This window comes from Micromonospora pattaloongensis (assembly GCF_900107255.1).
In the GTDB taxonomy this organism is placed as follows: domain Bacteria; phylum Actinomycetota; class Actinomycetes; order Mycobacteriales; family Micromonosporaceae; genus Micromonospora_I; species Micromonospora_I pattaloongensis.
This window is the reverse complement of the sequence record NZ_FNPH01000002.1, coordinates 95,905-122,367: the sequence shown is the minus strand read 5'-3', so window position 1 is coordinate 122,367 and position 26,463 is coordinate 95,905. Positions and strand designations below refer to the sequence as shown.

Below are 26,463 nucleotides of genomic sequence, written 5' to 3'. Positions count from 1 at the left end.
CGGTACCGCCCCCCGACCATCGGCTGGCCCCGCCGGTCGACGCTGTCACGGGGGAGCGCGGCCGGTGACCGAATGGCTGGAGCGGCTGCTGGGGCTCGACGGCCCACTGATCTACCTCGTGATCGGTGCGCTGGTTTTCGCCGAGGACGCGCTCTTCATCGGCTTCCTCGTGCCCGGGGAGACCGCCGCGATCCTCGGCGGCGTCGCGGCCAGCCTCGACCGGGTCTCCGTGGTCGGGCTCATCGTGGTGGTGACGACCGCCGCGATCCTCGGCGACTCCGCCGGCTACGCGATCGGGCGCTGGCTCGGCCCGCGGCTGCTGTGCACCCGGCCGCTGCGCTGGCAACACGACCGGTTGGCGCGCGCCCAACGGCAGCTGGCCGAACGCGGCGGCCTGGCGGTATTCGTCGGCCGCTTCGTGACGTTCCTGCACGCGGTGACGCCGTTCCTCGCCGGCGTCGCCCGGATGCGCTATCCGCGCTTCCTCGCCTTCAACGTGGCCGGCGGCGTGGTGTGGGGGACCGGGACCGTCCTCCTCGGCTACCTGGCCGGCGCGTCGTACGCGGCGATCGCCCGGACCGCCGGGCACGCGGCCGCGGGCGTCGCGGCCGTGCTCGCCGTGGCGGCGCTGCTCTGGTGGCGGGTGCGGCGACGCCGCCGGGAGTGCGCGGCCGAGCAGGAACAGAGCTAACTGGCGGGTCAGCGCGGCGCGAAGGCGCAGAACTCGTTGCCACCCGGATCGGCCAGCACCCACCAGCGGATGTCGCCGCCGCGGTCCCGCAGCACCGTGGCGCCCGCGTCGACCAGCGCCGCCGGGTCCGGCCCGGTCAGATCGACGTCCCAGTGCAGCCGGTTCTTGACCGTCTTCGGCTCGTCGACCTCGGTGAAAATCCACCGCTGCCAGGGGAAGCCGGCCGCGCCGGTGAGCGACGCGCTACCCGCGTCGGGCTCCACCGTGCCGCCGAGGATCTGCGCCCACCAGCTCGCCAGCACCACCGGGTCCGCGCTGCCGGTGACGAACTCGAACGCCGGGGCCGGTGTCGGCCCGGTGGTCAGCGGCGGGAACGCCCAGAACTCGTTCCCCTCGGGGTCGGTCAGCGCCCACCACGGGTCGTCGCCCGGCTCCCGCACCAGGTGCGCGCCGGCCTCCAGCAGCCGCCGCGGGTCCGGCTCGTCGAGCCGGAGGTTCAGGTGCACGCGGGTGGGCCCGGTACGCGGCTCGGGCACCCGGTTGATCCAGATGGTCTCGCCGGCCGGCCGCCCCGGCGCCGGGTCGACGCGCGCGTCACCGCCGTCCAGTTCGGTCAGCGGCGCCCCGAGCGCCGCCTGCCAGAATCGGGCGAGGGCGGGGTCGTTCACGTCCAGACAGAGGTCCTTGAACTGTGCGATCGTCACCGGGACAGCATGCCGCCCCCGCCGCCGTCACGCCCTCCCGACCTGCCGATCGCGCCAGACGTACGTCTCCGGCGAGCTGCGCACGCTCGTGGAACGCTTCCGCCTCTGCACACCCGGCGCGGGTCGTCATCGACTGGTCGGGTGACTAGCCTGAGGTGATGGTGAGCCCGCAGCAGCGCGACTTCGACATCGTCCTCTTCGGCGCCACCGGCTTCACCGGCGCGCTCGTCGCCGACTACCTCGCCGCGCACGCCCCAGCGGACCTGCGCTGGGCGCTGGCGGGGCGCAACCCGGGGAAGCTGGCCGCGGTGCGCGACCGGCTCGGCGCCGCCGTCGCGATCGTCGAGGCCGACACCGGCGACGCCGGATCGCTGCGGCGGCTCGCCGAGTCGTCCCGGGTCGTCGCGAGCACCGTCGGCCCGTACCTCCGGTACGGCGAACCGCTGGTCGCCGCCTGCGCCGCCGCCGGCACCGACTATCTCGACCTCACCGGGGAGCCCGAGTTCGTCGACCTGATGTACCTGCGACACCACGCCACGGCGGAGCGCACCGGCGCACGGCTGGTGCACGCCTGCGGCTTCGACTCCATCCCGCACGATCTCGGCGCGTTCTTCACGGTGGGACAGCTGTCGGCCGAGCGGCCGATCCGGCTGCGTGGGTACGTCAGCGCCGGTGGCACCATCTCCGGCGGCACCTTCGAGTCCGCCCTGACCGCGTTCGGCCGGTTCCGTCGCGCGGCCGCCGTGCACCGCGAGCGGCGGCGTGCCGAGCCGCGCGGGGCGGAGCGACGGGTGCGGGCGGTGGCCGGGCGACCGGGGTACGACCGCGATGCCGGCGCGTGGGTGCTGCCGTTGCCGACCATCGACCCGCAGATCGTGGTGGAGTCGGCGCGTCGACTCGACCGTTATGGCCCGGACTTCAGCTACAGCCATTTCGCGGCGTTGAAGAGCCCGCTGGTGGCGGCCGGGCTGACCGTCGGCGTCGCCGGCGCGTTCGCCCTCGCCCAGCTGCCGCCCGCCCGGCGGCTGCTGCTGCGGCTGCGCCCGGCCGGCGCCGGCCCGACCCCCGAGCAGCGGGCGAACGGGTGGTTCCGGGTGCGGTTCGTCGCCGAGAGCGGGGATCGGCGGGTGGTCACCGAGGTGGCGGGCGGCGACCCCGGCTACGGCGAGACGGCGAAGATGCTGGCGGAGTCGGCGCTCTGCCTGGCGTACGATCCGCTGCCGGCGACCGCGGGGCAGGTGACCACGGCCGTGGCGATGGGCGAGGCGTTGCGGACGCGGCTGGAGCGGGCCGGCATCGCGTTCCGGGTGCTCGAGCCGAGCGTCACCAGCTGACCGTCTCCATCAGCCGCAGGCCGTCGCGGGCCGGCGGCGACAACGGCAGCTCCCGGACCCGGTCGATCGGCACCCATTCGATCGCGTCCGAGCTCCCGCCGACCTCGGTGACCCGCGGCTCGCCGGCCCCGACCCGCGCACCGTAGAGCATCGAGATCACGTTCCATTTCACGTCGTTGCGCTCCGCCATGTAGGAGCGGGCGTCGAGCAGCTTGGCCTCCAGGACGGGGAGGCCCGCCTCCTCCTGGAGTTCGCGGGTGAGCGCGTCGCACGGCTGCTCGCCGGGGTCCATGCCGCCGCCCGGCAGGTGCCAGTTGCCGGGCTCGAAGACCGGGGACGCCTCGGAGAGCCGGGTCAACAGGACCGAGCCGTCACGGACGACCACCGCGTACGTGGTGACCCGCAGCCGGGGCTGTTCGTTCACCGTGCCCTCCCCTCGTCGTGCTGAACTCCACGCTGCCACAGCGCGTTCCGGCGTCGCTGGCGCATCCGCGAAGGCGCATGTCGGTGTCAGCCGACGTCCAGCACGGCCTTGCCCGTCAACCGTCGGCCGAACAGCGCCTGCGCCGCCTCGGCCACCCGGTCCCACGATCCGCGCCAGCAGACCTCCGCGGACAGGCTCCCCTCGGCGACGAGCGTGACCAGGGTGGCCAGGTCGGCGCCGCGGTTGCCGGTCACGGTGAACGAGGTCAGCGACTTGGGCGCCCCCACCGTCGCGTACGGCGGAAACGTGGCCGGCTCGCCCGCTGTCCAGCCGATGCTCTGCAGGCTGCCCCCGGCCGCGAGCAGGCCCCACGCCTCGACCAGCTGCGGACCACCCACGTTGTCCAGGATCACGTCGACGGGCTGGTCGATGCCGGTCAGCCCGACCACCACCTGGTCGGCGCCGAGCTCGGCGAGCCCCTCGCCGCGCGCCGCCGAGCCCACCGACGCGACCACCGTCGCGCCGGCGAGCGCCGCCAGCTGGACCGCGTACCGGCCGACCCCGCCGGAGGCGCCGGTGACCAGCACACGCTTGCCCAGCACCGGACCCCCGGCGCGCAACGCCTGCAGCGCCGTCACCCCGGCGACCGGCAACGCCGCGGCGTCGGCCAGGTCCACGGCGGTCGGCACCACCGCGGTGGCGTTGGCATCGACGGTGGCGAGCTGCGCCCACGCCGCGGAGGCGAAGGCCACCACGCGGGCGCCGGGCGGCGGGCCGCTGCCGTCCGCGGCCGCCTCCACCACCACGCCGGACGCGTCCCAGCCGAGCACCGCGCCGGGCGGCATCTGCCCCGAGCGGGCGCCGTTGAGCTCGCCGTAGTTGATGGAGGCGTGATGAACCTCGATCACCGCCTGCGCCGGGGCGGGGGTTGGCTCGGGCACCTCCGCCAGCCGCAACGCGGCCGGCGCCTGCGGATCGACGACGAGTGCACGCATCGACGTCTCCTTCTCGGCTCGCACCGTGGGCTCCCGCGCACCAGCGGTCCGGCCGGTTACCCGGTTTCGCCGCGGCTAACCGGCCGCGGCGCGTCCGGCCGCGGCGCGTCCGGCCGCGTTCAGCAGGCGCCGTCCGTGACGCGGCCCTTCCCCTCGGGCCGGTTCAGGTCGAGGCAGACGGTGCCGCCATCCACGGTGACGGTGGCGCGGTTGCCGGCGAGCACCCGTACGGTCACGTCCTCCATCACCATCTCCTGCGCGGCCTGCTTCAGGTGCCGGCTGGTCGGCCGTACGTTCTCCTCCGCGGCGATCCCCGTCGCCGTCACGTCCAGCGCGTACGCCAGCCCGCGGGCGGCCTCGGGTCCGCCCGCCGCCGGGATCTCGCCCGCGCCGGCCAACTCGGACAGCTCGTCCATGTCCGGCAGGTCGAGCGGCGTCGCCCCCTCCGGCGCGACGATCTCCCGGCCGGTCGCGATCTCGACCCGGACCGCCACCCGGCCCTTCGCGCCCTCGACGAGCTGGATGACGTCGAGTTCGACCGCGGTGAGCTTGTCGTCCTGGACCCACAGATCGATTCGGATGGGCCGGTCCGCGGGCGCCTCCGACGAGTCGATCTCTCCGGCGAGCTCCGGCTGGACCGCCTTGGCCAGCCGCACCGCCTCGTCGTAGGCGTTCTTCGTGCGTACGGTCGCGACGATGCGGTCGCGGTCTTCGGCGTGCCGGGTGAGTTCCGCGCTGTTCAGCAGGTTCTCCGCGCTGGTCGTGAACTCGGCGGTCAGCTTCGCGGGGTCGACGGCGGCGGCGTCCGCCCCGACCGGCCCCGCCCCGCCGAGCTTCGTCAGCTCCTCGACGTTCTGTGACACCCACCCGCCGTCGAACAACGCGGCCATGCCCGGCGCGACCATCCCGGCGGTGGAGCGCAGCTCGGCCAGCTCGGCGTCAGGGACCCCGAACATCGTCGTGAGCTCCGGCACCGGTGCCTTCGCGTAGGCGACGCCGTCGACCACGCGCAGTTCGGCGCCGCTGACCCCGTTGATCGTCGCGCTCAGGAACGCCCGGTCGTCCTCGGGGCCCGTGCCGGCCTTGTCGTACCCGACCGTGAGCGTGGAGTTGAACACCTTGCGCAGCGACTCGACGTCGCTGGCGGACGGCGGCTCGGCGTCCGCCGACTTCTCGCCCGCCAGCGCCAGCGCCGCGACGAGATCGTCGGCGTTGCCGGTCAACTTCACGGTGAAGGCGGCCCGCTGGGCGTCCGCGAGGCTGCCGGCCGCGTTGCGCAGCGCCAGCCCGGGTTCGAGCTCCCGGGCGCAACCGGCGGCGAGCCCGCCGACGACAAGGGATGCCGCCGCTGCGGCGATGAGGCGCTGGGTGCGCATGGCCAACTCCGTTCAGGATGACTTCGTACGCGTCGTCGCCCCATCAGCGGCGTGGTGGCGGCCGGTGGTGCGAATCGCTGATCGTGGTCAACTGCGGATCCACAGTGTAGGGATCTTGGACTCCCGCGGTGAGCTTTTTGTGATCAACAAGACGCGTGTGAGCTGGACATACGTCGGGTTTCTGACATCTGCGAGGGGCGCGGTGGGCTCGCCGGGACGGAACTTAACCGGTTGACCTGAATCGATGCCCGGGACTAGGCTGAGGCGGCGCGAGGGCAGCCGGGTGGTCCTGTTCATCCCGTTCACGGGGGCTCTACCCGAGGTAGGTCATGAGAACCAGACTCACCGCCGCGCTCGCGACGTTCATCGCCCTGCTCGCGTCCGTCGTCGTCCTCGCGCCGCCCGCCTCCGCCGCCGTCGGCATCCGCGTCACCGGCGGCCGGATCGTGGAGGCCAACGGCAACGCGTTCGTCATGCGCGGCGTCAGCCACCCGCACACCTGGTACGCGAACCAGACCGGCTCGTTCGCGAACATCAAGTCGCTCGGCGCGAACACCGTGCGGGTCGTGCTGAGCAGCGGCGCCCGCTGGACGCAGAACAGTGCCAGCGACGTGGCCAACGTGGTCTCGCTCTGCAGGGCCAACCGGCTGATCTGCGTGCTGGAGGTGCACGACACCACCGGCTACGGCGAGGAGGGGGCGGCGATCTCCCTGGACCGGGCGGTCGACTACTGGCTGAGCCTCCAGGGTGTGCTCACCGGCCAGGAGCGCTACGTCATCGTCAACATCGGCAACGAGCCGTACGGCAACCAGAACTACTCGTCCTGGGCCACCGACACCGGCAACGCGATCAAGCGGCTGCGTGGCGCCGGCTTCGAGCACGCCATCATGGTCGACGCCCCCAACTGGGGCCAGGACTGGTCGTTCACCATGCGCGACAATGCGGCGTCGGTCTTCAACGCCGACCCGCAGAAGAACACCATCTTCTCGATCCACATGTACGGCGTCTTCGACACCGCCGCCGAGATCACCGACTACCTCGGCCGGTTCCGCGCCGCCGGCCTGCCCATCGTGGTCGGCGAGTTCGGCCACAACCACTCGGACGGCAACCCGGACGAGGACACCATCATGTCGTACGCCCAGGCCAACGGCATCGGCTACATCGGCTGGTCGTGGAGCGGCAACGGCGGCGGCGTCGAGTACCTCGACATGGTCACCAACTTCAACGTCAACAGCCTCACCTCGTGGGGACAGCGCATCTTCAACGGCGCCAACGGGATCAAGGCGACCTCGCGGGAGGCCACGGTCTACAGCGGCGCGACCAGCCCGCCGACGCAACCCCCGACCACGACGCCCCCGACCACGCCGCCGACGACGCCCCCGACCGCCCCGCCCGGTGGCGCGCGCAGCTGCGCGGCGAGCTACGCCGTCACCGGTCAGTGGCCGGGTGGCTTCCAGGCCGACGTGAAGGTCACCGTCGGCTCGGCGGCGATCAGCGGCTGGACGGTGACCTGGACCTTCGGCAACGGCCAGACCGTCAGCCAGGCGTGGGGCGCGACCGTCACCAGCAGCGGATCCACCGTCACCGCCCGCAACGTCGCCTACAACGGCGCCCTTTCCGCCGGCGCCACCACCACCTTCGGCTTCATCGGCACCACCCCAACCCCCACCCCCACCCCCACCCCCACCCCCCACTGCACCGCAACCTGACCCCACCCACCCCACCCCACCCCACCCCACCCCGTCGATCTTGCAGTTGTGGCCGGGTCAAAGCGCAGTAGAACGGGACAAATGGAGGGCCACAACTGCAAGATCGGCGGGGGAGGGGGGTGGAAACGATCTTGCAACCGGACACGCTGGGGGACGGCAACCGAATGGGCGTGAACTTGTGTCCACGAGCCGGCGGCTTCGCCGGTTTCATGGAGCGTTGGCCCGCCGACCGCCCGGCTTCCGGTGCCTCGTGCGGCTGGCGGGCCAACTGCGGGCACCGACCCAGATCGGTCGCCGCAGCAGAACGCGCCCGGCTCGACGAGCCGGGCGCGTTCCGCGGTACGTGGCTACTTCGCGGTGGCCGCCACCTCGTAGAGCCGCTCGGGGCTGACCGCGCCGCCCAGCACCCGGCCGTCGTCGGTGACCAGCACGCTGAAGAGCCGACTGGAGAGTAGCCGCCCGCCGCCCCAGGCCCCGCTGACCCGCGGCAGCACCGACAGCACGCCCTGCGCCTGTGCGTCGCTCTCACCCGGCGCGCCCCCGAGCCGGGCCACCACGACGGTCGTCCAGCCCTCGCCGACCGTGGTCGGCTCCGCGACCGCGTCGCGCTCGCGCGACGACCGCGCCGTCGCCTTCCCGGCCGCCTTCTCGTGCGCCATCTCCGGCAGCAGCCCCGGCACCCCGGAACCCTCGGTCACCTTCGTGCCGGGCGGCGGGTTGAACCTGAACTGCTCCGCTTCCGGACGTCCGAAGTCGACCTGCGTGAACGCCACCTCGAACGCCGTGTCGTCCGAACCCTTCGGGTAGACCTCGAACCGCAGCGGCACGTGCTCGGTCGCGTCGATCGCGATCCGGGCCTGCCCGACCAGCGAGTTCTTGTCGCGGGGCGCGAGCACCAGCTCGTACGCGTCCCGGCCGGCGATCTTCGCCGACCGTCCGACCGTGACCTCGGTGCTCGGCCCGATCGCGGCCAGCGCCTGGTCGGCGGCCTCCTGCGGCGTGGTCGGCAACGCACCCGCCAGCGACTTCGCGCGCTCCGTCGCCCCCGTCAGCGTGTGATGGGCGGCCTGCTTCGACTGGCTCGACCAGATCCACAGGTCCTTGCCGTTGCGGATCACGTCGGTCTCGCCGCGCGTGTCCATGAGCGCCACCCGGGCCTGGTCCGGGCCGGCATACCAGACCCGCAGCGTGTGCGTGCCCGCGACCAGCGACGTCAGGCCCGAGCCCACCTTGCCGGCCAGCTCGGCCACCGACGGCAGCCCCAGCTCCGCCTTCTGCACCACCGTGCCCGACAAGCCTTCCAGCCGGGCGGTCTGCAGATCCACCAGCAGCTGCGCGGCGCTGCGCGGCGGCAGGCTCGGTTCGGCCGTCGCGCTGAGCGTGCCGATCGCCGCGCCGCCGCCGATCACCACGACCGCGGCGACGCCCGGGACCAGCCACCGCAGGGCCGGTCGAGACTTCACAACAGACATCTGTCACCTCCTGCGCACCATGGTGCGCGCGAAGGGCTGTGAGCGTGCTGAGAACGACCCTTAATGGCACATCCAGGGATGAGTCGGGGTCGCGACTCGTCCTCGGGGTGCACGGCCGACGGGCGTCGGGGTGGCACGCTGGGCCGGTGCGCGTGCTGGTGGTGGAGGACGAGGCGCGGTTGGCGACCGCGCTGCAACGGGGACTGCAGGCCGAGGGGTTCGTCGTCGACCTCGCGGGCACCGGGCCGCTGGGGCTGGAGATGGCGCGGCACGGCGGATACGACGCGATGATCCTCGACGTCATGCTCCCCGGGCTCTCCGGCTACCGGGTGGTGCGGCAGTTGCGCGCCGAGGAGCACTGGCTGCCGGTGCTCATGCTCTCCGCGAAGGACGGCGAGTACGACCAGGCGGACGGCCTGGACTGCGGCGCCGACGACTACCTGACCAAACCCTTCTCGTACGTCGTGCTGCTGGCCCGGCTCCGGGCGCTGCTGCGGCGGGGCGCGCCGCAGCGCCCCGCGGTGCTGTCCGTCGGCGACCTGACCCTCGACCCCGCCGGCCGGCGCGTGCAGCGCGGCGGGCGGCAGATCGGCCTGACGGCGCGCGAGTACGCGTTGCTGGAGTACCTGATGCGGCACGCCGGCGAGGTGGTCTCGAAGACCGAACTGCTCGACCACGTCTGGGACGCCGGCATGGAGACCGCGCCCAACGCGGTGGAGGTGTACGTGGGCTACCTGCGGCGCAAGCTCGGGCGTGCGCTGGTGGAGACGGTACGCGGCGCCGGCTACCGGCTCGTCGGATGACCGCGATGTCCGACCCGCCCGCCACCCGCCGCACGCCGGTCGCGCTGTGGCGGCGATGGAGCCTGCGGACCCGGCTCATCCTGATCGGGGTCGGCGGGCTCACCGTCGGGCTCGCGGTCGGCGGGGTGGCCCTGGTGGCCGCGCTCGGCTTCGCGCTGCAACGCACCGCCGACGGCGAGGCGTTCACCACCGCCGACGCGGTCGCGCGTCTCGCCGCGGCCGGGTCGTTGCCCGACCCGCTGCCGGTCGCCGGCAACGACGTCCGGGTACAGGTGATCGACGACCGGGGTCGGGTGCTCGCCGCGTCGATCGGGGCCGATCGGCTGGTGCCGATCCTGTACGACGCGGAGCGGCAGCGGGCCGCCGAGCGCGGCGGTACGTTCATCCCCGGCGAACGGCTCGGCCTGCGGGGCCCGGTCCGGGTGGTCGCCGTGCCCGCCGCGAACCCCGCGGCCGGCCAGACGGTGCTGGTCGCGAAGTCGATGGCGGACATCCGGCACAGCGTGCAACTGCTCAAGCTCACCCTGCTGGTGGCGTTCCCGCTGCTGGTGACGGTCCTGGCGGTGGTCGCCTGGCGGGTCGTCGGCGCGACCCTGCGGCCGGTCGAGGCGCTACGCGCGGGTGCGGAGGAGATCACCGGCGGGGCGCGTCCGGGGGCGCTGCCAGTGCCCGCCTCGCGGGACGAGATCCACCGCCTCGCGGTCACCCTCAACGGCATGCTCGACCGGCTGGCCGCGGGGCGCGCCCGGCAGCGCGCGTTCGTGGCCGACGCCGCGCATGAGCTGCGCAGCCCGCTGGCGAACATGCGGACGGAACTCGAGGTAGCGCAGCGGCTCGGCCCGGTCACCGACTGGCCGGCGCTCGCCGAGGACCTGCTCGTCGACGTCGACCGGCTCGGCCGGCTCGTCGACGACCTGCTGCTGCTGGCGCGCGTCGACGACGCCACGGAGGCCTCGGCCCGGCGCGGGTACGGCCCGGTCGAGCTCGGCGAGCTGCTCGCGCCGATGGTCGCCCGCTATCCGTCGCCGATGGTGCGGTTCGTGCCGGCGACCGTGCCGCTCTGGACGCGCGGCGACCCGGACGGGTTGACCCGGGTGATCGGCAACCTGCTCGACAACGCCGTGCGGCACGCGCGGAGCCGGGTGATCGTGACCGCGACGACCGCGGGCGACCGGCACGTGCTGACCGTGACCGACGACGGTCCGGGCATTCCCGCCGCCGACCGGGACCGCGTCTTCGACCGCTTCACGCGGCTCGACGACGCGCGGGCGCGTGACGGCGGCGGGACCGGGCTGGGCCTGGCCATCGTGCGGGAGTTGGTGCGCCAGCACGGCGGCGCGGTCACGCTGGCCGACGCCGGGCCGGGGCTGCGCGCCGAGGTGCGGCTGCCGGCCGGGTCGGCGCAGCGGGCCGGGCTGACCGCGGTCGGATAGCGGGACCTCAACCGCCGCCGCGGGCGGTGCAGACCGGGGCGGTACGTCGGAAGGTCTCCGTGGAGTAGATCACCGCGACGGTGAAGCAGTAGTCGGTGCGATCGTTCAGGCCGTACACGACGTAGCTGGTGGTGCCGGCGGGGAGTTCCTGGAAGGCGCGCGGCTGTTGACCGCGCCGGCCACCCGAGACCAGCAGCGGGCCCTCGGCGCCCGGCGGATATTGCCAGCTCAGCGTGACGCTGTCCCGGTTGTCCCGCATGGTCAGTCCCTGCGGCGGGGTGCCGTCGGCCGTCGACGGCCGGGCGGAGGCGGTCGCGGCGGCGCCGGGCGACGCGGAGCCGGTCGGGCCGGGACCGCTCGGCGCGGCCGATGTGGACGGCGGGGCGGAGGTGGCCGGGGCGGCCGTCGGGGCGCTGCTGCGCGGGGGCGGATCCCGCACGAGCAGCAGGCTGACGATCACCGTCACGGCGATGAGCACGATGGCGACCAGCGTCCCCGCGATCAGCGGATGCGTCCGGCGCCGGGGCGGGTCGTCCGCCCACAGCGGCGGGTAGGGCGGGACGGGCCGGGTCGGCCCGTCGCCGGGCGGCGGCATCCGGGGGAGGGCCCGGGTCGACGGCTCGGGGCGGGTCCGCAGCGGGGGCGGCTCGGCGGCGGACCGGGGCGCCGGGACGAACGTGACCCGATCCCGTGCGTCGGCCCCGTCGCCCGGTCGTTCCTCCCGCGGCGCCAGCTCGGGTGGCCACCACGGCTCGTCGGGCGGGTCCGCCGGAATTGGTCGCTGCGCCGCCGGCGAAGGCATCCCGCCGCCCGCGGTGACCCCGCCCGGCGGGGCGGTCTCGCCGGGCGCCGGCACCGGCACCGGCTCGGCCGGCGGCGCGGCCCCGCAGACGTGGCCCGGGACGGCGGCCGCCCCGGCCAGCGCCGTCACCTGGGCGGCGAGCGGGTGGTCGGCGGGGAGGTGCTGCCGGCAGAGCTCGCGGGCCAGCGCCAGGTGGACGTCCGCCTCGCCGGCGCGTCCGCAGTCGCGGTGCATCGCGCCGAGCCGCGCGAGCATCTTGATCCCGGCGGGGTGGCCGTCGCCGTACACCTCGCGGTGCAGCTCGCAGGCGGCCGCCAGCCGGTCGCGCGCCGCCTCGCACTGCCCGCGTATGTGCTCGACGGTGGCGAGGTCCGCGTGCGCGGCGAGGACCCGCAGCGACTCGGGTCCGTCGAGCGCGGTCAGCGCGGCGATCACGTCGCGGTAGAGGCGGGCGGCGCGGGCGTGGCTGCCGACCCGGTGCAGCACCGCGGCGAGCGTCGCGGCGGCCGCGACCGTCCGCTCGTCGGTCGGTCCGTATAGCCGGGTCGTGGCGGTGTGCGCGTAGGCGGCCCACCCGCGGGCGGCCTGCGGGTCGCCGAGCGCGACGAGCACCCGGGCCTGCAGGCCGGCGGTGTCGGCGAGCGCGGCCGAGGCGTACGCCGGTCGGGGGTCCGCGTCCGCCAGTGCCCCGTCGAGCAGGTCCCGCGCGCCCGCCAGGTCACCGGCGGCGATGAGGCGCTGCGCGTGGGCGGTGAGGTCGTCCGGGCCGAAGGACACGCCTCATCGTGCTCGTCCGGCGACGCGCGGTACAAGGGGGCGGTGGGCCGGAGTTTGCTACGACGTCGGTCGATCGGGCTCGAGGTGGTGCAGCAGCGCCTCGCTGATCTCGCGGAGCTGGGTGAGCTGCACCGGGCTGAGCTGGTCGAAGAGGTGTTGACGCACGCCCTGGACGTGGCCGGGGGCGGCGGCGGAGAGCGCGGCCAGGCCGGCCTCGGTGAGCACCGCGAGCTGCCCGCGCCGGTCGGTCGGACACTCCTCGCGCCGGACCCAGCCCGACTCCTCCAGTCGCGCGACCGCGTGCGAGAGCCGGCTGCGGGACGATCCGGTCGCCTCGGCCAGCTCGCTCATCCGCAGCGTCTGCCCCGGCACCTCGGAGAGCCGGACGAGGATTTCATAGTAGGCGTGCGGCATGCCCGCGTCGTGCTGAAGCTCGCGGTCGAGCGTTGTCATCAGGGCCCGCGAGGCGGCGAGGAAGGCTCGCCACGTGCGCTGCTCGTCGGGGTCCAGCCACCGGGTCATGACGACGATCATATCCTATCTAATTGAAAGCTCAACAAATTGCGGCTACCGTGGACCGCATGGGCGTACACCGACTCAACCATGCCGTGCTCTTCGTTTCCGAGCTTTCCCGCAGTGTCGCGTTCTACCGTGACGTACTCGGCTTCCGGGTGATCCCCATGACGCCCGACGGCTTCGCGGGAGCCGCGTTCCTGCAGGCGCCCGGCTCCACCAACGACCACGACCTCGGCCTGTTCGAGGTGGGCGCCGGGGCGGGGCCGTCGCAGGCCGGCCGCGCCACCGTGGGGCTCTACCACCTGGCGTGGGAGGTGGACACCCTCGACGAGCTGGAGGCGACCGCGCTGCGGCTCGCCGAGGCCGACGCGCTGGTCGGCACCTCCGACCACGGCACCACCAAGAGCCTCTACGCGAAGGACCCCGACGGGCTGGAGTTCGAGGTCGTCTGGCTGATCCCCGCCGACCTGCTCGACGAGGCCGCGGTCGAGGCGCGCAAGCGGATCGGCCCGCTGGACCTGGCGAAGGAGAAGCGGCGGTACGGCGGCCAGACCCGCGGTGGGGTCGGCATCTCCGTTCCGGCGTGACACGACGCGGGCGGCACCGGTAGAACGGCGGTATGTCCGCTGATCCCATTGGTGCCGTCACCCGCGAGCTGCTCGTACGTCAGCTCGACGCCTGGACCCCCGCGGCGCTGCACCGCGCCCGCCGCGCGACCTTCGTGCCGGCCGGGGCCGACGAGGCCACCGTGCGGGCCGCGCTGGGGGTCTTCGCCGAGTTCGCCGACCTGCTGCGCGGGCGTCAGCTCGCCGTGGTGCTGCTCGACCCGGACGCCCCCCGGCTCGCCACCCGGTTGGGGGCCGCGCAGGTGGGGGTGTACGGCGTGCCCGGGACCGCCGAGAGCCTGCCGGTGGCGCTGAAGGCGGCGTCCTCGGCCGGCGCGCCGGTGCTCGCGTACGTCGACGCGCGCCGGGGCCCGGCGCCGACCCCGACCGCGCTGGCCGCGGTGACCGTCGGCCGGCCCGGGGAGGTGCTGCTGGTGCTGGGCGCGGCGGCGCGGGAGGAGTTCGACCCGCGGCACGCCCTGGCGGAGGCCGGCTATCCGCTGGTCGCCGACGTCGAGCTCGTCGCCGACTCCGAGATCGCGCTGGTCGTCTTCGCGACCCGCTCCGGCAAGAGCCTGGACGCGTTCAAGAACGCGATGTGGGCGGTCGACGAGTACGCCGGGGTGCGCTACCGCGATCCGCGTGATCCGGACGGGCATCTGCTGGACGTGTCGCTGAACCCGCACCCCGGTCCGCTCCGTCGCGAGCTGCTGGCCCGGCTGGCGGCGGTCGGCCCGAGCACGGTCACCGAGCTGCGCCAGTTCACCGCCACCGACACCGTCTACCGCCCGAGCGACACCACCCGGGTCCTTACCGCCCTGCTGGAAACCGGCGTGATCACCCGCGACCCCGAACACGGCCGCCTCGGCGGCGACGTGCTGATCCGCCCGGCCCCCGAGCGTTGATCAAGGGATTGGCAGCACGGCCACCGGCGTGCCGTGCTGCCGATCCCTTGATCAACGCTTTAGCTGCGGGCCTTGTCCTGCTTCCACGAGAGGGGGCCGGGGAGGTCGACGCGGTGCGCGCGGGCGCGCGAGTTCCATGACCAGCGGCCGATCTTCACGCTCCAGGACGAGAAGCCGTTCTCGGTGAAGTTCAGGATCAGTGGACCGATCTTCTTGCGCTTGCGGAACATCAGACCCATGGCCGTGCTCCCTTCCTACGTCGTGCAACCGGGGATGGATGACAGATTCCCCCGTACGGGTGTCCGCAAACGACCTCACACACTCCTCATTGGACCCACTTGAGAGCGGCGCCGCTACGCCCGGTCGATCAGGTCGGCGAGCCCCCGGGCCGCCGACAGCGCCTCGTCGCCCGCGTTCCGGTCACCGGCGGCGGCCAGCAGCCGGCCGTGTTGTTCGACGCAGTCGCGCACCAGCGCGGCCACGCCGCGGTCGGCGGTGACGAACGGCATCAGCTGCTGCGCCGCTCCGGCCGCCCAGGCGGCCAGGTCGAGCGCCATCGGCAGATCGCCGCGAAGCTCGAACCCGGACGCGGCGGCCAGCAGCGTCCGCGCCCAGACGGGACCGTCCTCCCGGATCCGGGTACGCAGGGCGGTGGCCCGCGCCCGGGAGGCGGCCGCGTAGAGGTAGTGCGCCTCCAGCGCGATGCGCAGCCCATCGATCGGCGCCACGGGCAGGGTGGCCAGGGCCAACTCGCCGAGCTCGCGGGCGCGCGCCGCGGCGAGCTGCGGGTGGCACCGCTGCGCCGGGAAGATGATCTCGCAGTCGACGGCGGGACGGGTGACCGTGTCGGCCAGGGTGGCCCCTGCGGCGCCGGCCGCGCCGAGCGCCTGCGCGAGCCCGGTGCGCGCGAGCCGGTCGACATCGGACCCGGACGGCGGCGCGGACTGCGTGACCACGTGCAGCGAACGCGTGAACTCCCGGTCGAGCGCATCGAGCTCCGCGGGGGTCAGCCGTCCGACGTTCGCGGCGAGCGACCGCACGTGCCGCAGCCGCTCGGTGTCGCCCCCGCCACCCAGCTGGAGCGCCACGTTCGCCGCCACCAGGCCCATCTCGATCCGTCGGTGCTGGACGTGGACCGCCGCGGACACCGCCGCCGCGTGCCGCAGGAACGTCGTGTCCTCGCTGTGCACCATGAACGTTCCGGGGGAGACCACGGTGGACAGGTAGATGCGCAGCGCGGTGTCCGCGGAGCCGCAGGCGAGATCGGGATCGCCGAACCGGGCCAGCACCACCGCGTTCATCGCCAGCACCCGCGACAGGTCGCGCCGCAGCGTGTTGCCGTCGTCGAGCTCGTACAACTCCGCGTACGTCGTCACCGCCGCGTCCACCTCGGGCACCGCGGAGGCGCCCCGCCCCTGCACCATCAACGTGCACGCGCGCCGCACCCGCACGTCGGCGACGAGCGGCGCCGCGTCCACCTCCCCGGCGTCTCCCAGCTGTCGGTAGAGCTGTTCGCTCTCGGCGAGCGCGGCGAGCGCCGCGGCGGGTTGCCCGGCCTGGCTCTGCAGCGAGGCCAGGGTGTAGAGCGCGCTCGCGATCGCCTGCTGGTGCCGCGGATCGCCCGGATGCGCGTCGGCCAGCCCCCGGATCAGCTCCACCGCGTCGAGTTGGGTACGCAGCGCCTCGGCGCCGCGTCCGGCCGTGCGCTCCTGCTGCGCCTGCTCCAGCAGCTGGAGCGCCTGCCGCTCGCGGTGCCGCTCCTGGAAACTCCGCCACATGGCGCACCCTTTCGGCCCGCGACCCCCGTCGGCTCCATCCGACCAGCGGGGCGGATCTAAATCAAGGCCGTCGAAGTCACCGGCGCGGGTTATGTCCAGTTCATTTTCAGTTTTCCCGCTCCGCCCCGGCCGCCCGCCGGACGGTCAGCACCCGCGTCGTGCTGCCGTCGGGCTCGGTCACGTCGCGGACGTGCGTGAAACCGAGCTTGTCGAGCAGCGCCAGCGAACCCGTGTTGGGTGCGGCCACCGTGGCGTGCACCGCGGGCAGGTCGAGCGCCTCGAAGGCGTACCGGACGAGGGCCCGGGCGATCTCCGTGCCGAGCCCGCGCCCCCACGCCTCCGGTGCGAGCGCGTAGACGATCTCGTGCCCGTCCACGTCGTCGGTTCGCTTGATCTCGGCGTGTCCGATGTGCCGGCCGTTCTCGCGCACCGCCCAGACGTCGAAGAGCTGCTGCGCGTAGACCTTCGTGAAGATGCGCCCGAACAGCGCCCGGCTCTCCGCCTCCGGCGTCGGTCCCTCGCCCATCCAGCGCGACACCCGCTCGTCGCCGAAGAGCCGGACGAAGGTCTCCTCGTCGGCGTGCGTGTACGGGTCGAGCAGCAGGCGCGCGGTGCGCAGCGTCGGGGTCACGGGCGGGCACACTACCCGGTCACGGTGTCACGATCATGTGAGTATCGAGGTCAGCGCGATTCCCAGGCGTCGGGTCGGGCGGTCAGCCGACGGACGTGCGCCGGCATCCGGCCGCCCACCAGATCCGCCAGGCTCACCTCGTCGACGACGTCACGCACCGCTGCCCGCACCGCCACCCACAGCCGTGGCAGGTTCTCCGCCGCGCCGTCGTACTGCGTCTGCTCCGGGCGCAGCCCGCGCACACCGGCCAGCGGCCCGTCGACGGCGCGCAGGATCGCCCCGATCGTCACCTCGCCCGGCGGGCGGGCGAGGGTGTAGCCACCCTCGGCGCCGCGCTGGGCCCGCACGATGCCGGCCCGGCGCAGATCCGCGAGGACCGCTTCGAGAAACTTGCGCGGCATGTCCTGGTCCGCGGCGATGGCCTGGGCGGACATCAGCGCCGGGTACGCGGACGCGAGGCTGAGCGCGGCCCGGACCGCGTAGTCGCCGCGCGCGGAGATCTGCACGAGACCATCATGCCTGGTGCCGCTGGTGCCGCCGCCACCGGACGCGCCCGACGCCAGCTGCCACTTCGTTGATCATCGCGTGCTGCGCAAGCGACGGGAGTACGGCGAACCGCCGTACTCCCGTCGGACCCCGTGGCCCGCTAGCCCCGCTCCCGCAGGGCCTCGGCCATCTCGTCGTCGACCCCGCGGGCGCGCAACTCGGCGCGGCGGCGGCGGTCGTACGCCGCGCCCAGCTCGCCGAGGTCGGTCGCGGCGAACAGCCTGGCCAGCTCGGGGAGGACGGAGACCTCCTCCTCCTCGACGTGCTGGCGGACCGTGTCGGTGAGGTCCCGCAGCGCGGGCATGAACTCCGCGGCCGCCGGGTTGAGCGACTGCAGGACGCGTAGCTTCCGCTCGGTTTCGCGGTGTTCGGCGATGCCCAGCTCGACCTCGTCGGTCTCGGCCGGGGCGACGGCCACGATCGCGGGGTAGATCTCCTGCTCCTCGGCGCGACCGTGGGCGATCAGCCGGGCGGCGAGCTGGTCGAGGAGGGGCGCGCGGTCGCCCGTCGGGTCCCGGAGCTGGTCGAGCAGATCCGCCATGATGCGGTGGTCGGCCCGGATCAGCGTGACCGCGTCGGACGTCATCGTCCCTCCTCGCGCCGGGACGGCCCCCCGGCTCATGCGCGGCGGGTACCCCTCCAGTCCCGCGACAAACGCGCGATTTCCCGACGGTTTTCGCATCGATCGCGATCGTTGACCATCGCCACCGCGTCCCGGTAGCCTGGCCCGGTCCGGGCTGGACGTCGCGGCCACCCCGCGCCGCCGTTGCCGCGTCCGGTGGGCCCGCCCGCCGACGCCTGACCCCGGAGATCACGCATGCGCCACCGACCCGTGCGAACGCTCGCCCTCGCCAGTCTGCTCACCGCCGGCGCGACGCTGGTCGCGGCGACGCCCGCCCCGGCGCGCGGCGCCGCGGCGCCGGCCCTCGCCGTCGACGTCACCGCCGACCGGCACCCCATCAGCCCGCACATCTACGGCATGAACTTCGCGGACGAGGCGCTCGCCGACGAGCTGGACCTGCCGGTGCGGCGCTGGGGCGGGAATGCCACCACCCGCTACCACTACCGCTACGACACCACCAACCGCGCCTCGGACTGGTTCTTCGAGAACATCGCCGAGGCGAACGACGCCCCGGAAGCGCTGCCCGACGGCTCCACCACGGACCGGTTCGTCGAGCAGGACCGGCGCACCGGCACGGACACCATCCTCACCGTCCCGTTGATCGGCTGGGCGCCCAAGGCCCGCGACGGCTCCTGCGGCTTCTCCGTCGCCAAATACGGCCCCCAGCAGCGCACCGACCAGTGGCGCCCGGACTGCGGCAACGGGGTGCGCCCGGACGGCAGTCCGGTGACCGGCAACGACCCGCACGACACCAGCGTCGAGATCGGTCCCGAGTACGTGCGGGAGTGGCTGGGTCACCTCACCGCCAAGTACGGCCGCGCCGACTCCGGCGGGGTGCGCTTCTACAACCTGGACAACGAGCCGGACATCTGGCACCACACCCACCGGGACGTGCACCCGGAGGGCGCGAGCGGCGCCGAGCTGCGCGACCGGGGGTACGCGATCGGCGCCGCGATCAAGGCGGTGGACCCGGCGGCGCAGACGCTCGGCCCGGTCGGCTGGGGCTGGACCTCGTGGGACCACTCCGGGCTGGACCAGGAAACGTGCGGCCGCACCGGCTGCTGGGCCAACCCGCCGGACCGGCCGGCGCGCGACGGGCTGCCGTTCGCCACCTGGTACCTGCAGCAGATGAAGAAGTACCAGGACGAGCACGGCGTCCGGGTGCTCGACTACTTCGACATGCACTTCTATCCGCAGGCGTCGGGCGTCGCATTCGGCAACGGCAGCGACCCGGCGACCAACGCGCTGCGGCTGCGTTCCACCCGCGCGCTCTGGGACCCGTCCTACGTGGATGAGAGTTGGATCAACACGGCGACCCGGCTGGTGCCGCGGATGAGGGAGACCGTCGCGGCGATCTATCCGGGCACCAAGACCGCGATCACCGAGTACAACTGGGGGGCGCTGGACCACATCAACGGCGCGCTCGCCCAGGCCGACGTGCTCGGCATCTTCGGCCGCGAGGGGCTCGACCTCGCTTCGCTGTGGGGCCCGCCGAGCGCGGACCAGCCCGGCGCGTACGCCTTCCGGATGTACCGCAACTACGACGGGGCCGGCGGCCGGTTCGGTGACATCGGGGTCCGCGCGACCAGCACCGACTCCGACCAGCTCGCGGTCTACGCGGCGCAGCGCGGTAGCGACGGCGCGGTGACCGTGATGGTGGTGAACAAGAGTGGGGCGGAGCAGACCGCCCCGGTGACGCTGCGCGGCGCGGGCGGCGGGCCGGCGCGGGTCTACCGGTACGCCGCCACCCGGCTCGACGCCATCGAGCGCCTCGCCGACCAGCCGATCGCGTCCGGCGCCGACCCCGGCTTCACCCACACCTTCGCCCCGGACTCGGTGACGCTGTTCGTGGTGCCCGGCGTCGCGCTCGGCGCGCGGCACGCCAACCTCGACTGGGCGGCGACGGACAACCAGCTCAAGCCGGCGCTGCAGGTCGTCAACCGCGACACCGCCCCGGTGGCGCTGTCCCGGGTGACGCTGCGGTACTGGTTCACCCGGGACGGCGGCGACCGCCCCATCTCGGTGAGCTGCGACTGGGCCCGCGTCGGCTGCGCCAACCTGACCCGGCGGGTGGTGGCGCTGCCGACGCCGCGGCCCGGCGCGGACGGCTATCTGGAAGTGGGGTTCACCTCCGGCGCCGGCGAGCTGGCCCCCGCCGCCGCGACGGGGCCGATCCAGCTTCGGCTGCACAAGGCCGACTGGGGGCGGTTCACCGAGACCGACGACCACAGTTGGCGCCCGGCCGGTGTGTCCTATGCGGACACGGACACGGTCACCGTGCACGTCGACGGCGTACGGGTGGCGGGCACCGGGCCGTGAGAGGGTGGCGCGGAAGGGCCCCGGGTGCCGTGGGGGCCCTTCCGCGCCGGCTCGGCGGCGTCACCGCAGGGGAACGTCAATCCAGCTCCCGGCGCCGACCGAGATCGTGGCGCCGTGCGGGTTGACGTCGAGATAGAGCGGGTCCTCCGTGTCCACGACCAGCGCGAGCCGGTGGCCGGCGGGCACGTCCCAGGCGGTCGCCGGCAGCGCCACGTCGAGCGTGAGCGGCGTGCCGGGGCGGGCCTCGGTCCAGCTGATCGGGGCGTGCGTGACGAGCCGGCCGGTGCCGAGCGCGTCCACGTCGTACAGGTAGCTCACCAGCGTCCCGGTCGGCGCGGCGGGGGTGACCGCCAGGCGCAGCCTCGGCACGCCCCGCACGGCGGCGCCGCGGGGGAGCGCTCCGGTGCTCCAGACGGCGCCGCGCCGCCGGTCGACCGCCGGCAGCCAGGCCAGCGGTGGGATGCCGGTCAGCGCCTCCAACCCGTTCGACAGCATCACGACGCCGCCGTCGGCCACCGTGTCCCCGGTGGCGCGGAACGACTCGGTCCAGCCCCCGGACGGGGTGTTGGTCAGGGCTCCGGTCGGGTTCCAGCCGGGCGTGCCGCCGAGGTGGTACCGCTGGGTCGCGCCGGTGACATCGGCCCAGTCCCGGTACGGCTCGACCGCGGCGCTGTTGCGGACCCGCAGCACCACCGGCTCCCGGGCGATGCCGGTGTCGACGCCGGCCAGGTGCTCGTCGAACCAGCGGCGGGTGCTGGTCCAGACGTGGTTGGGGAGGCCGGCGAGGCCGGTCAGTTCGGGGATGGCGTGGTCGCCGGCGGTCATTTCGAGCCGTTTCGGCCCGGTGAGCGCGGTGAAGAGGTCGACCATCTGGTTCGGTGGGAAGATGCTGTCGCCGTAGGTGTGCGCGATGAGGACGGCGGGCGCGTTGGCGCGCAGCCCGGCCAGGTAGGTGCGGGCCGAGCGCAGCTCGGCCCAGGTGATCAGCCCGGGGACGTTCCGATTGGCGAAGTAGTCCTCCGCCAGTCGGTTGAACTCCTCGCTCGGCCGGCCGAGCAGCTGCGCGGCGGTGCGCAGCAGCCACACCGCCTGGGGGCGGCGGGTCTGTCCGCCGTAGAGCGACTCGACGAGGTCGCTCCAGGCGGACATCGCGGCCACGGCGCGGATCCGTCGGTCGCGGGCGGCGGCGATGAGGCTGATGCCCGCGCCGTACGACACCCCGCCGACGCCGATTCGGGTGGGGTCGGCGTCGGTGTTGGCGTCGAGCCAGTCGATGGCGGCCGAGACGTCGGCGATGTCGGCGGGGCCGGCGGTTTCGACGTGGCCGCCGGAGGACCAGAACCCGCGGGTGGTGTAGGAGAGCACCACGTAGCCGGCCTGCGCGAACCGCTTCGCCTGGACGAGGTACTGCGCGTCGTTCAGACCCCAGCTGGAGACGAACACCAGCGCGGGGTGCGGCCCGGGGGTGGTGGGCGTGATGAGATTGGCCTTCAGTCGCACGCCGTCGTGGGTGGTCAGGTCGAGGAAGCGCCAGGCGGTGGTGGGGGCCGCGGCGGCGGTGGCCGCGTCCGCGGACGGGGTCGCGCCGGCCGTCATGGCCAGGGTGAGCAGCGCGGAGACGAGCAGCTTTCTGCGCAGCGCCATGGGAACTCCACAGGGGGACGGTCGGACCCGGGGGGTGGTCGGATCCGGTGAGGTCGTCCCGGTGGCGCCACCGCGACTAAGTTACTGAACAGTAGCGGATATGTGAACGTCGTCACAAGACCGCAATCACAAGGAGGCGTCGATGCCTGGGTTGTTCTCGGTGGAGGGCAAGACGGTGCTGGTCACCGGCGGCTCGCGCGGGATCGGGCTGATGATCGCCCGGGGCTTCGCGGAGGCCGGGGCGAACGTGATCATCTCGTCGCGGAAGGCGGAGGTGTGCGAGGCGGTCGCGGCCGAGCTGTCGACGGTCGGCAGCTGCGTCGCGATCCCGGCTGACCTGTCCAGCACCGACGGCGCCGAGCGGCTCGCGGCCTCGGTGCTGGCGCGTACGCCCCGGCTCGACGTCCTGGTGAACAACGCGGGGGCGACCTGGGGCGCGCCGCTGGAGTCCTACCCGGAGGCGGCGTTCGACAAGCTGTGGGCGGTCAACGTGAAGGCGGTGTTCCGGCTGACCACCGCGCTGCTTCCCGGCCTGCGGGCGGCGGCGAGCGCCGACGACCCGGCGCGGGTGATCAACATCGGCTCGATCGACGGCCTGCGGGTGCCGTGGATGGAGGTGTACGCCTACTCGGCGACGAAGGCGGCCGTGCACATGCTCACCCGCAGCCTCGCGCACCAGCTGGCGTCGGAGCACATCACCGTCAACGCGATCGCGCCCGGCCCGTTCGAGAGCAAGATGATGGCCTTCGCCCTGGACGACCCGACGACCCGGGCCAGCATCGAGGGTCAGGTCCCGCTCGGCCGAATCGGTCGCCCCGACGACATGGCCGGCACCGCCATCTACCTCTCCTCCCGCGCCGCCGCCTACCTGACCGGCGCGGTGATCCCGGTAGACGGCGGCATAACCACCCGCGGCTAACCAGCATGATCCGCGTGATCAGGGAGTGGCTCCGGCGTGGCGTCGGCGCGTCGGCGTAGCGCCTCCCTGATCGCGCGGATCTTGCGGCGGTAGGGCGGCCGCGGCGTGCGTATTCGGAGATGGGTGCGGCGCCGGGCGGAGTCGGCAGTCTCCGCGCGGCGCCAGCAGGTGATCAGCGACCGGCGAGCAACCGGTTCACCGCGGTGTCCACGTCCAGGTGCTCCGACTCCCGGCCGCGGGGCACCACGACGTAGGTGCGACGCAGGAACCGGACCAGGACGCTGCGCGGCACTTCGAACAACGCGTTGCCGTCCGGCGACGACAGAGCGAGCGCGACGAAGTCCCCGCGCGGCGTGGCCCACGGCCACACCCGGACGTCACCGATCCCGGCCGGCTCGTCCAGGCCGGTGACCAGCAGTTCCCGCGCGAAGGACCAACTCACCGCCTCGCCGCCGGCGGACTCGGCGTGAAACAGGACATGGACGGCGTACGGGTCAGCTGGGTCGTAACGCAGGCTGGCGCGCACGGGCAGAGCCGTGGCGTCAGGTGCGACGAGCCGCAGTGACGTCTCGACCTCCACCGTCGTTGGTCGGATGACACTCATGGACGTTCTCCCCCCGGCACCGCTGCGGGACGCGCTTGTCCCGCTTTCCCATAGTCGGCCGCTCATTGTGATTACGCAGCGCGATCGGCTGATCTCACCCAGTAGTGGGAAGACGGAATTTGGGAATCCCAAAAAATGTCACCGTTCATGTAGCATGTCCGGTTCCGTTGAGGTGCCCAGTTCCGCCCGGCGTCGGGTGTGCTTCAGACGTCGACTTACTCCGGTAACGTCCACTCGGCCGGTCAAGTGACGGGGAGAAGGGACACTGGCGGGTGAAAATGAGCACGGAAAAATCCTCAACCGGACTGATCCGCACCGCATCTGCGGGAAATGGCCGGATCACCCGCACGGAGGAACCGCCAGTGAAGCGAGGCCGGGGGAACGTGGTGGAAACGGGCGACGGGGGCAGCGAGCGGCGGGTGCCGTCCGAGACCGTGTCCACCGTCACCCCCGTGATGAGCCCAGCCCGGTCGTCCGGGTTCCGCGGCCGGATCCGGCTGTCACTGGAGATCATCCGGGCCAACCCCACCGGCCGCATCGCGCTGAAGACGATCGTCGCGGTCACCGGCACCGTCGTGGTCCTGATCGGCCTCGCACTCATCCCCCTGCCCGGCCCCGGCTGGCTGATCGTCATCGGCGGCCTGGCGATCTGGGCGATCGAGTTCCACTGGGCCCGCCGGCTGCTGCACTTCACGCGCAGCCGGGTGCAGTCCTGGACCCGCTGGGTCGGCCGGCAGCCCCTGTCGCTGCGGTTTCTGCTCGGTGCGGCCGGTCTGGTCTTCGTCGCAGCGGTGCTCTGGCTCTCCCTCAAGATGGGGCTCGGGATCGACGTCGTCGCCGAGATCCTGCGGTATCTCGCGACTCACTGACCCCGAAGGTGCGCGGTGGTTGCCGGATCAGGTACAGTCGTCGGCGCTGAGGGCGATTAGCTCAGCGGGAGAGCGCTTCGTTCACACCGAAGAGGTCACTGGTTCGATCCCAGTATCGCCCACCATGGATATTCAGCTGTGAGCCCGTTGCCGTCAGGCAACGGGCTCTTTGCATGCGTGACCCGTGTCGGCGGTGTCGGCGGTGGGTGGCCCGGCTCGCGGAAGGGGGCGGCCGGGCGCGCGTGCGCGTCGCGCCGACGCCCCCGACGCGGGACTGGGGCACCCAGTTGGCGCGCATCCCTCTATATCGGCATAAACGGACTTACCTATAGGGCGACAATCCGGCTTAGCCCGTTTGGTTGCCCTGGTGCGCGAGGTGCAGTTGAGTTGCGATATCGGTGCGGTCAGTTTCGCCGGTTGAGCTGGACCATTAAAGGGGGCCTGGAGGCACTTGTGCCTTCTGTGCTAATTGCCGCCTTGTGCCGTCAACCCCGGCGGGCGCTCACCCGCGGCAGCGAGTCGCGATTGATCTGAAAATGGTGGATGTGCGGCGAATTGCCCGGACGTCGAGTGGGCGCGGAACCCGGCCATCCGGCGCGGATCGGCGCTCGGCCCGACCCGCCACCAGGGCCCGGTCCGGCGCCGATTCCTCCGTTCCGGGGGGTCCGGGCATCTGGCGTTCGGCCCATCGTTGGCAATATCCTCCGGAGTCATGAAGTCGGCCGAAGGTCATTTTCATCCCGGCCGGCGCGGAGGGAGACGCGATGTCCTTCGATCACCATGAGCTCGACCGTCGTACGCTGTTCAAGGCCGGTCTCGGGGCGGCCGCCGTCGCCGTCGTCGGGAGCCAGCTCGGCGCCGCCGGGGCCGCGCACGCCGCGCCGGCCGCCGGCCTCCGGGCCGCGCCCGTCGCCGACCTGGACTGGATCATCGACTGCGACGGCTGGGGCGCGCGCCCGCCGTCGGGGGCGCTGCAGGTGAGCAACACGATGACCAACAAGATCATCGTGCACCACATGGCCTTCCCGAACACCACGGACTACTCCCGCGAGCAGGCCGTGAAACTCGCGCGCGACTGCCAGGACCTGCACATGGACGGCAACCGCTGGTCGGACACCGGGCAGCACTTCACGGTGAGCCGCGGCGGGTACGTCCTGGAAGGACGGCGCGGCAGCCTGGCGACGCTGCGGGCCGGCGAGCGCCAGATGATCGCCGCGCACTGCCCGGGCGAGAACGGTCGCGCCATCGGCATCGAGAGCGAGGGCACGTACATCACCCAGACCCCGCCCGCGGCGCTGCTCGACTCGCTGACCCGGCTCTGCGTGGAGATCTGCCGGCAGTACGGGCTGCACGCCCACGACATCTTCGGCCACTGGGACTTCCGGGCGACCCAGTGCCCGGGCGTCATGTTCTACCGCGAGTTCCCCGCGCTGCGCCGCCGGGTCGCGGCCGGACTCGGCGCCGACCCCGCCGACATCCCCGAGCGGCGCTGGCCGGACATCTGGCGGTTCGTCGGCGGCCCCGTGGTGCGGGTCGCGCAGTACCTGCTCAACTTCCGGGGCTACCCGATGCCGATCGACGGCGTCTTCGGCAGCGCCACCGTCGCCGCCGTGCAGGACTGGCAGGCCCGCAACGGCCTGCCGGTGGACGTCGACGCCACCCTGACCGGTCCGACGTGGGAGTCGCTGGCGCCCGAGCTCGACAAGGACGCCACCGGCCTGCCGGTCAGCGCGGCGCAGTACATCCTCAACCTCAAGGGCTACGCCGAGGTGGCCGTCACCGGGGCGTACGACCACCCGACGAAGAAGGCCGTCCAGGATCTGCAGCGCCTGCACGGACTGCCCCCGCACGGCGAGCTCGACATGAGCACCTGGTGCGCGGTGACCGGGGGAGTGGTGCGGGAGGCGTTCCGGCGTCGCTGACCCGCCGTCGCCGGCTCGCCGCGCCGGAGAGGAGGGGCGCGGCGAGCCGGCGCGGTGAGCCCG

At 73.3% G+C, this 26,463-nt stretch carries 25 protein-coding genes and 1 tRNA gene; 12 read left to right on the top strand and 14 right to left on the bottom strand.

Annotation, left to right across the window (positions count from 1 at the left end; all coding sequences use genetic code 11):
• Positions 1-64 precede the first annotated feature (64 nt).
• Positions 65-691, top strand: a complete 627-nt coding sequence (locus tag BLW47_RS06540; RefSeq protein WP_091552896.1) for a DedA family protein — start codon at positions 65-67, stop codon at positions 689-691.
• Between the two features lie 8 nt (positions 692-699).
• Here BLW47_RS06540 and BLW47_RS06535 read toward each other — a convergent pair whose 3' ends face one another.
• Positions 700-1,395 (bottom strand): VOC family protein, encoded by a 696-nt coding sequence (locus BLW47_RS06535; RefSeq protein WP_091552894.1) that lies wholly within the window; start codon positions 1,393-1,395, stop codon positions 700-702.
• 158 nt (positions 1,396-1,553) lie between these two features.
• On the opposite strand from BLW47_RS06535, the gene BLW47_RS06530 reads away from it, so the two are divergent.
• Positions 1,554-2,729 carry a saccharopine dehydrogenase family protein gene (locus BLW47_RS06530; RefSeq protein ID WP_091552892.1) on the top strand — a complete coding sequence of 392 codons (1,176 nt, stop codon included), beginning with the start codon at positions 1,554-1,556 and terminating at the stop codon, positions 2,727-2,729.
• Here BLW47_RS06530 and BLW47_RS06525 read toward each other — a convergent pair.
• The 3 genes from BLW47_RS06525 to BLW47_RS06515 all read right to left on the bottom strand — a co-directional run bounded on the left by BLW47_RS06525 (position 2,719) and on the right by BLW47_RS06515 (position 5,524).
• A complete protein-coding gene (locus BLW47_RS06525; protein ID WP_091552890.1) occupies positions 2,719-3,153 on the bottom strand; it encodes an NUDIX hydrolase in 435 nt (144 codons plus the stop codon). The two genes, BLW47_RS06530 and BLW47_RS06525, sit on opposite strands and share 11 nt — an antisense overlap.
• Before the next feature lie 86 nt (positions 3,154-3,239).
• Complete coding sequence (locus BLW47_RS06520) at positions 3,240-4,148, bottom strand: zinc-binding dehydrogenase (protein ID WP_091554551.1); 909 nt, start codon at positions 4,146-4,148, stop codon at positions 3,240-3,242.
• Positions 4,149-4,267: 119 nt separating this feature from the next.
• Positions 4,268-5,524 (bottom strand): hypothetical protein, encoded by a 1,257-nt coding sequence (locus BLW47_RS06515; RefSeq protein WP_091552888.1) that lies wholly within the window; start codon positions 5,522-5,524, stop codon positions 4,268-4,270.
• 329 nt (positions 5,525-5,853) lie between these two features.
• Between BLW47_RS06515 and BLW47_RS06510 the strand changes: the two genes are divergently transcribed.
• Positions 5,854-7,233 (top strand): cellulase family glycosylhydrolase, encoded by a 1,380-nt coding sequence (locus tag BLW47_RS06510; RefSeq protein ID WP_091552886.1) that lies wholly within the window; start codon positions 5,854-5,856, stop codon positions 7,231-7,233.
• Between the two features lie 347 nt (positions 7,234-7,580).
• Here the strand turns inward: BLW47_RS06510 and BLW47_RS06505 are convergent, their stop codons facing one another.
• Complete coding sequence (locus BLW47_RS06505; RefSeq protein WP_091552885.1) at positions 7,581-8,705, bottom strand: LolA family protein; 1,125 nt, start codon at positions 8,703-8,705, stop codon at positions 7,581-7,583.
• Positions 8,706-8,851: 146 nt separating this feature from the next.
• Here BLW47_RS06505 and BLW47_RS06500 point away from each other — a divergent pair, with 146 nt between their 5' ends.
• Positions 8,852-9,508 (top strand): response regulator transcription factor, encoded by a 657-nt coding sequence (locus tag BLW47_RS06500; protein WP_091552883.1) that lies wholly within the window; start codon positions 8,852-8,854, stop codon positions 9,506-9,508.
• A 77-nt stretch (positions 9,509-9,585) separates the two neighbouring features.
• Positions 9,586-10,941 (top strand): sensor histidine kinase, encoded by a 1,356-nt coding sequence (locus BLW47_RS06495; RefSeq protein ID WP_175543555.1) that lies wholly within the window; start codon positions 9,586-9,588, stop codon positions 10,939-10,941.
• Positions 10,942-10,948: 7 nt separating this feature from the next.
• Here the strand turns inward: BLW47_RS06495 and BLW47_RS06490 are convergent, their stop codons facing one another.
• Positions 10,949-12,520, bottom strand: coding sequence for a tetratricopeptide repeat protein (locus BLW47_RS06490; RefSeq protein WP_091552881.1), 1,572 nt, complete (start codon positions 12,518-12,520; stop codon positions 10,949-10,951).
• 57 nt (positions 12,521-12,577) lie between these two features.
• Positions 12,578-13,051 (bottom strand): MarR family winged helix-turn-helix transcriptional regulator, encoded by a 474-nt coding sequence (locus BLW47_RS06485; protein WP_091554547.1) that lies wholly within the window; start codon positions 13,049-13,051, stop codon positions 12,578-12,580.
• 50 nt (positions 13,052-13,101) lie between these two features.
• On the opposite strand from BLW47_RS06485, the gene BLW47_RS06480 reads away from it, so the two are divergent.
• Complete coding sequence (locus BLW47_RS06480) at positions 13,102-13,623, top strand: VOC family protein (protein WP_091552880.1); 522 nt, start codon at positions 13,102-13,104, stop codon at positions 13,621-13,623.
• 32 nt (positions 13,624-13,655) lie between these two features.
• The gene (locus tag BLW47_RS06475; protein ID WP_091552878.1) at positions 13,656-14,546 is read left to right on the top strand and encodes a hypothetical protein; all 891 of its coding nucleotides are present in this window, start codon (positions 13,656-13,658) and stop codon (positions 14,544-14,546) included.
• Positions 14,547-14,605: 59 nt separating this feature from the next.
• On the opposite strand, the gene BLW47_RS06470 is transcribed toward BLW47_RS06475, so the two are convergent.
• The 5 genes from BLW47_RS06470 to BLW47_RS06450 form a co-directional block, all read right to left on the bottom strand.
• A complete protein-coding gene (locus BLW47_RS06470) occupies positions 14,606-14,785 on the bottom strand; it encodes a DUF4236 domain-containing protein (RefSeq protein WP_091552877.1) in 180 nt (59 codons plus the stop codon).
• Between the two features lie 114 nt (positions 14,786-14,899).
• Complete coding sequence (locus tag BLW47_RS06465; RefSeq protein WP_091552875.1) at positions 14,900-16,324, bottom strand: hypothetical protein; 1,425 nt, start codon at positions 16,322-16,324, stop codon at positions 14,900-14,902.
• Positions 16,325-16,430: 106 nt separating this feature from the next.
• A complete protein-coding gene (locus BLW47_RS06460) occupies positions 16,431-16,955 on the bottom strand; it encodes a GNAT family N-acetyltransferase (protein WP_091552873.1) in 525 nt (174 codons plus the stop codon).
• A gap of 50 nt (positions 16,956-17,005) precedes the next feature.
• Complete coding sequence (locus BLW47_RS06455; protein WP_091552872.1) at positions 17,006-17,461, bottom strand: RrF2 family transcriptional regulator; 456 nt, start codon at positions 17,459-17,461, stop codon at positions 17,006-17,008.
• Between the two features lie 140 nt (positions 17,462-17,601).
• On the bottom strand, positions 17,602-18,087 hold the full coding sequence (locus BLW47_RS06450) for a hemerythrin domain-containing protein (RefSeq protein WP_175543522.1): 486 nt from the start codon (positions 18,085-18,087) through the stop codon (positions 17,602-17,604).
• A 231-nt stretch (positions 18,088-18,318) separates the two neighbouring features.
• Between BLW47_RS06450 and BLW47_RS06445 the strand changes: the two genes are divergently transcribed.
• The gene (locus BLW47_RS06445; RefSeq protein WP_091552869.1) at positions 18,319-20,442 is read left to right on the top strand and encodes a glycoside hydrolase family 44 protein; all 2,124 of its coding nucleotides are present in this window, start codon (positions 18,319-18,321) and stop codon (positions 20,440-20,442) included.
• Between the two features lie 60 nt (positions 20,443-20,502).
• Here the strand turns inward: BLW47_RS06445 and BLW47_RS06440 are convergent, their stop codons facing one another.
• Positions 20,503-22,086, bottom strand: coding sequence for a CocE/NonD family hydrolase (locus tag BLW47_RS06440; RefSeq protein ID WP_091552867.1), 1,584 nt, complete (start codon positions 22,084-22,086; stop codon positions 20,503-20,505).
• Between the two features lie 142 nt (positions 22,087-22,228).
• Here BLW47_RS06440 and BLW47_RS06435 point away from each other — a divergent pair, with 142 nt between their 5' ends.
• A complete protein-coding gene (locus BLW47_RS06435) occupies positions 22,229-23,005 on the top strand; it encodes a glucose 1-dehydrogenase (protein ID WP_091552865.1) in 777 nt (258 codons plus the stop codon).
• 172 nt (positions 23,006-23,177) lie between these two features.
• Here BLW47_RS06435 and BLW47_RS06430 read toward each other — a convergent pair whose 3' ends face one another.
• Positions 23,178-23,609, bottom strand: a complete 432-nt coding sequence (locus BLW47_RS06430) for an SsgA family sporulation/cell division regulator (protein ID WP_091552864.1) — start codon at positions 23,607-23,609, stop codon at positions 23,178-23,180.
• A gap of 455 nt (positions 23,610-24,064) precedes the next feature.
• Here BLW47_RS06430 and BLW47_RS06425 point away from each other — a divergent pair, with 455 nt between their 5' ends.
• The 3 genes from BLW47_RS06425 to BLW47_RS06415 all read left to right on the top strand — a co-directional run bounded on the left by BLW47_RS06425 (position 24,065) and on the right by BLW47_RS06415 (position 26,400).
• Complete coding sequence (locus BLW47_RS06425; RefSeq protein ID WP_245736550.1) at positions 24,065-24,478, top strand: TIGR02611 family protein; 414 nt, start codon at positions 24,065-24,067, stop codon at positions 24,476-24,478.
• Positions 24,479-24,528: 50 nt separating this feature from the next.
• A tRNA-Val gene (locus tag BLW47_RS06420) sits at positions 24,529-24,603 on the top strand.
• 639 nt (positions 24,604-25,242) lie between these two features.
• On the top strand, positions 25,243-26,400 hold the full coding sequence (locus tag BLW47_RS06415; RefSeq protein ID WP_091552859.1) for a peptidoglycan recognition protein family protein: 1,158 nt from the start codon (positions 25,243-25,245) through the stop codon (positions 26,398-26,400).
• Positions 26,401-26,463 lie beyond the last annotated feature (63 nt).

Bases quoted from the DNA above. Each gene is read 5' to 3' on its own strand.
- BLW47_RS06530 (WP_091552892.1), top strand. From the start codon at position 1,554: ATGGTGAGCCCGCAGCAGCGCGACTTCGACATCGTCCTCTTCGGCGCC.
- BLW47_RS06520 (WP_091554551.1), bottom strand. From the start codon at position 4,148: ATGCGTGCACTCGTCGTCGATCCGCAGGCGCCGGCCGCGTTGCGGCTG.
- BLW47_RS06515 (WP_091552888.1), bottom strand. From the start codon at position 5,524: ATGCGCACCCAGCGCCTCATCGCCGCAGCGGCGGCATCCCTTGTCGTC.
- BLW47_RS06510 (WP_091552886.1), top strand. From the start codon at position 5,854: ATGAGAACCAGACTCACCGCCGCGCTCGCGACGTTCATCGCCCTGCTC.
- BLW47_RS06505 (WP_091552885.1), bottom strand. From the start codon at position 8,705: ATGTCTGTTGTGAAGTCTCGACCGGCCCTGCGGTGGCTGGTCCCGGGC.
- BLW47_RS06480 (WP_091552880.1), top strand. From the start codon at position 13,102: ATGGGCGTACACCGACTCAACCATGCCGTGCTCTTCGTTTCCGAGCTT.
- BLW47_RS06475 (WP_091552878.1), top strand. From the start codon at position 13,656: ATGTCCGCTGATCCCATTGGTGCCGTCACCCGCGAGCTGCTCGTACGT.
- BLW47_RS06470 (WP_091552877.1), bottom strand. From the start codon at position 14,785: ATGGGTCTGATGTTCCGCAAGCGCAAGAAGATCGGTCCACTGATCCTG.
- BLW47_RS06465 (WP_091552875.1), bottom strand. From the start codon at position 16,324: ATGTGGCGGAGTTTCCAGGAGCGGCACCGCGAGCGGCAGGCGCTCCAG.
- BLW47_RS06450 (WP_175543522.1), bottom strand. From the start codon at position 18,087: ATGACGTCCGACGCGGTCACGCTGATCCGGGCCGACCACCGCATCATG.
- BLW47_RS06445 (WP_091552869.1), top strand. From the start codon at position 18,319: ATGCGCCACCGACCCGTGCGAACGCTCGCCCTCGCCAGTCTGCTCACC.
- BLW47_RS06440 (WP_091552867.1), bottom strand. From the start codon at position 22,086: ATGGCGCTGCGCAGAAAGCTGCTCGTCTCCGCGCTGCTCACCCTGGCC.
- BLW47_RS06435 (WP_091552865.1), top strand. From the start codon at position 22,229: ATGCCTGGGTTGTTCTCGGTGGAGGGCAAGACGGTGCTGGTCACCGGC.
- BLW47_RS06430 (WP_091552864.1), bottom strand. From the start codon at position 23,609: ATGAGTGTCATCCGACCAACGACGGTGGAGGTCGAGACGTCACTGCGG.
- BLW47_RS06425 (WP_245736550.1), top strand. From the start codon at position 24,065: ATGAGCCCAGCCCGGTCGTCCGGGTTCCGCGGCCGGATCCGGCTGTCA.
- BLW47_RS06415 (WP_091552859.1), top strand. From the start codon at position 25,243: ATGTCCTTCGATCACCATGAGCTCGACCGTCGTACGCTGTTCAAGGCC.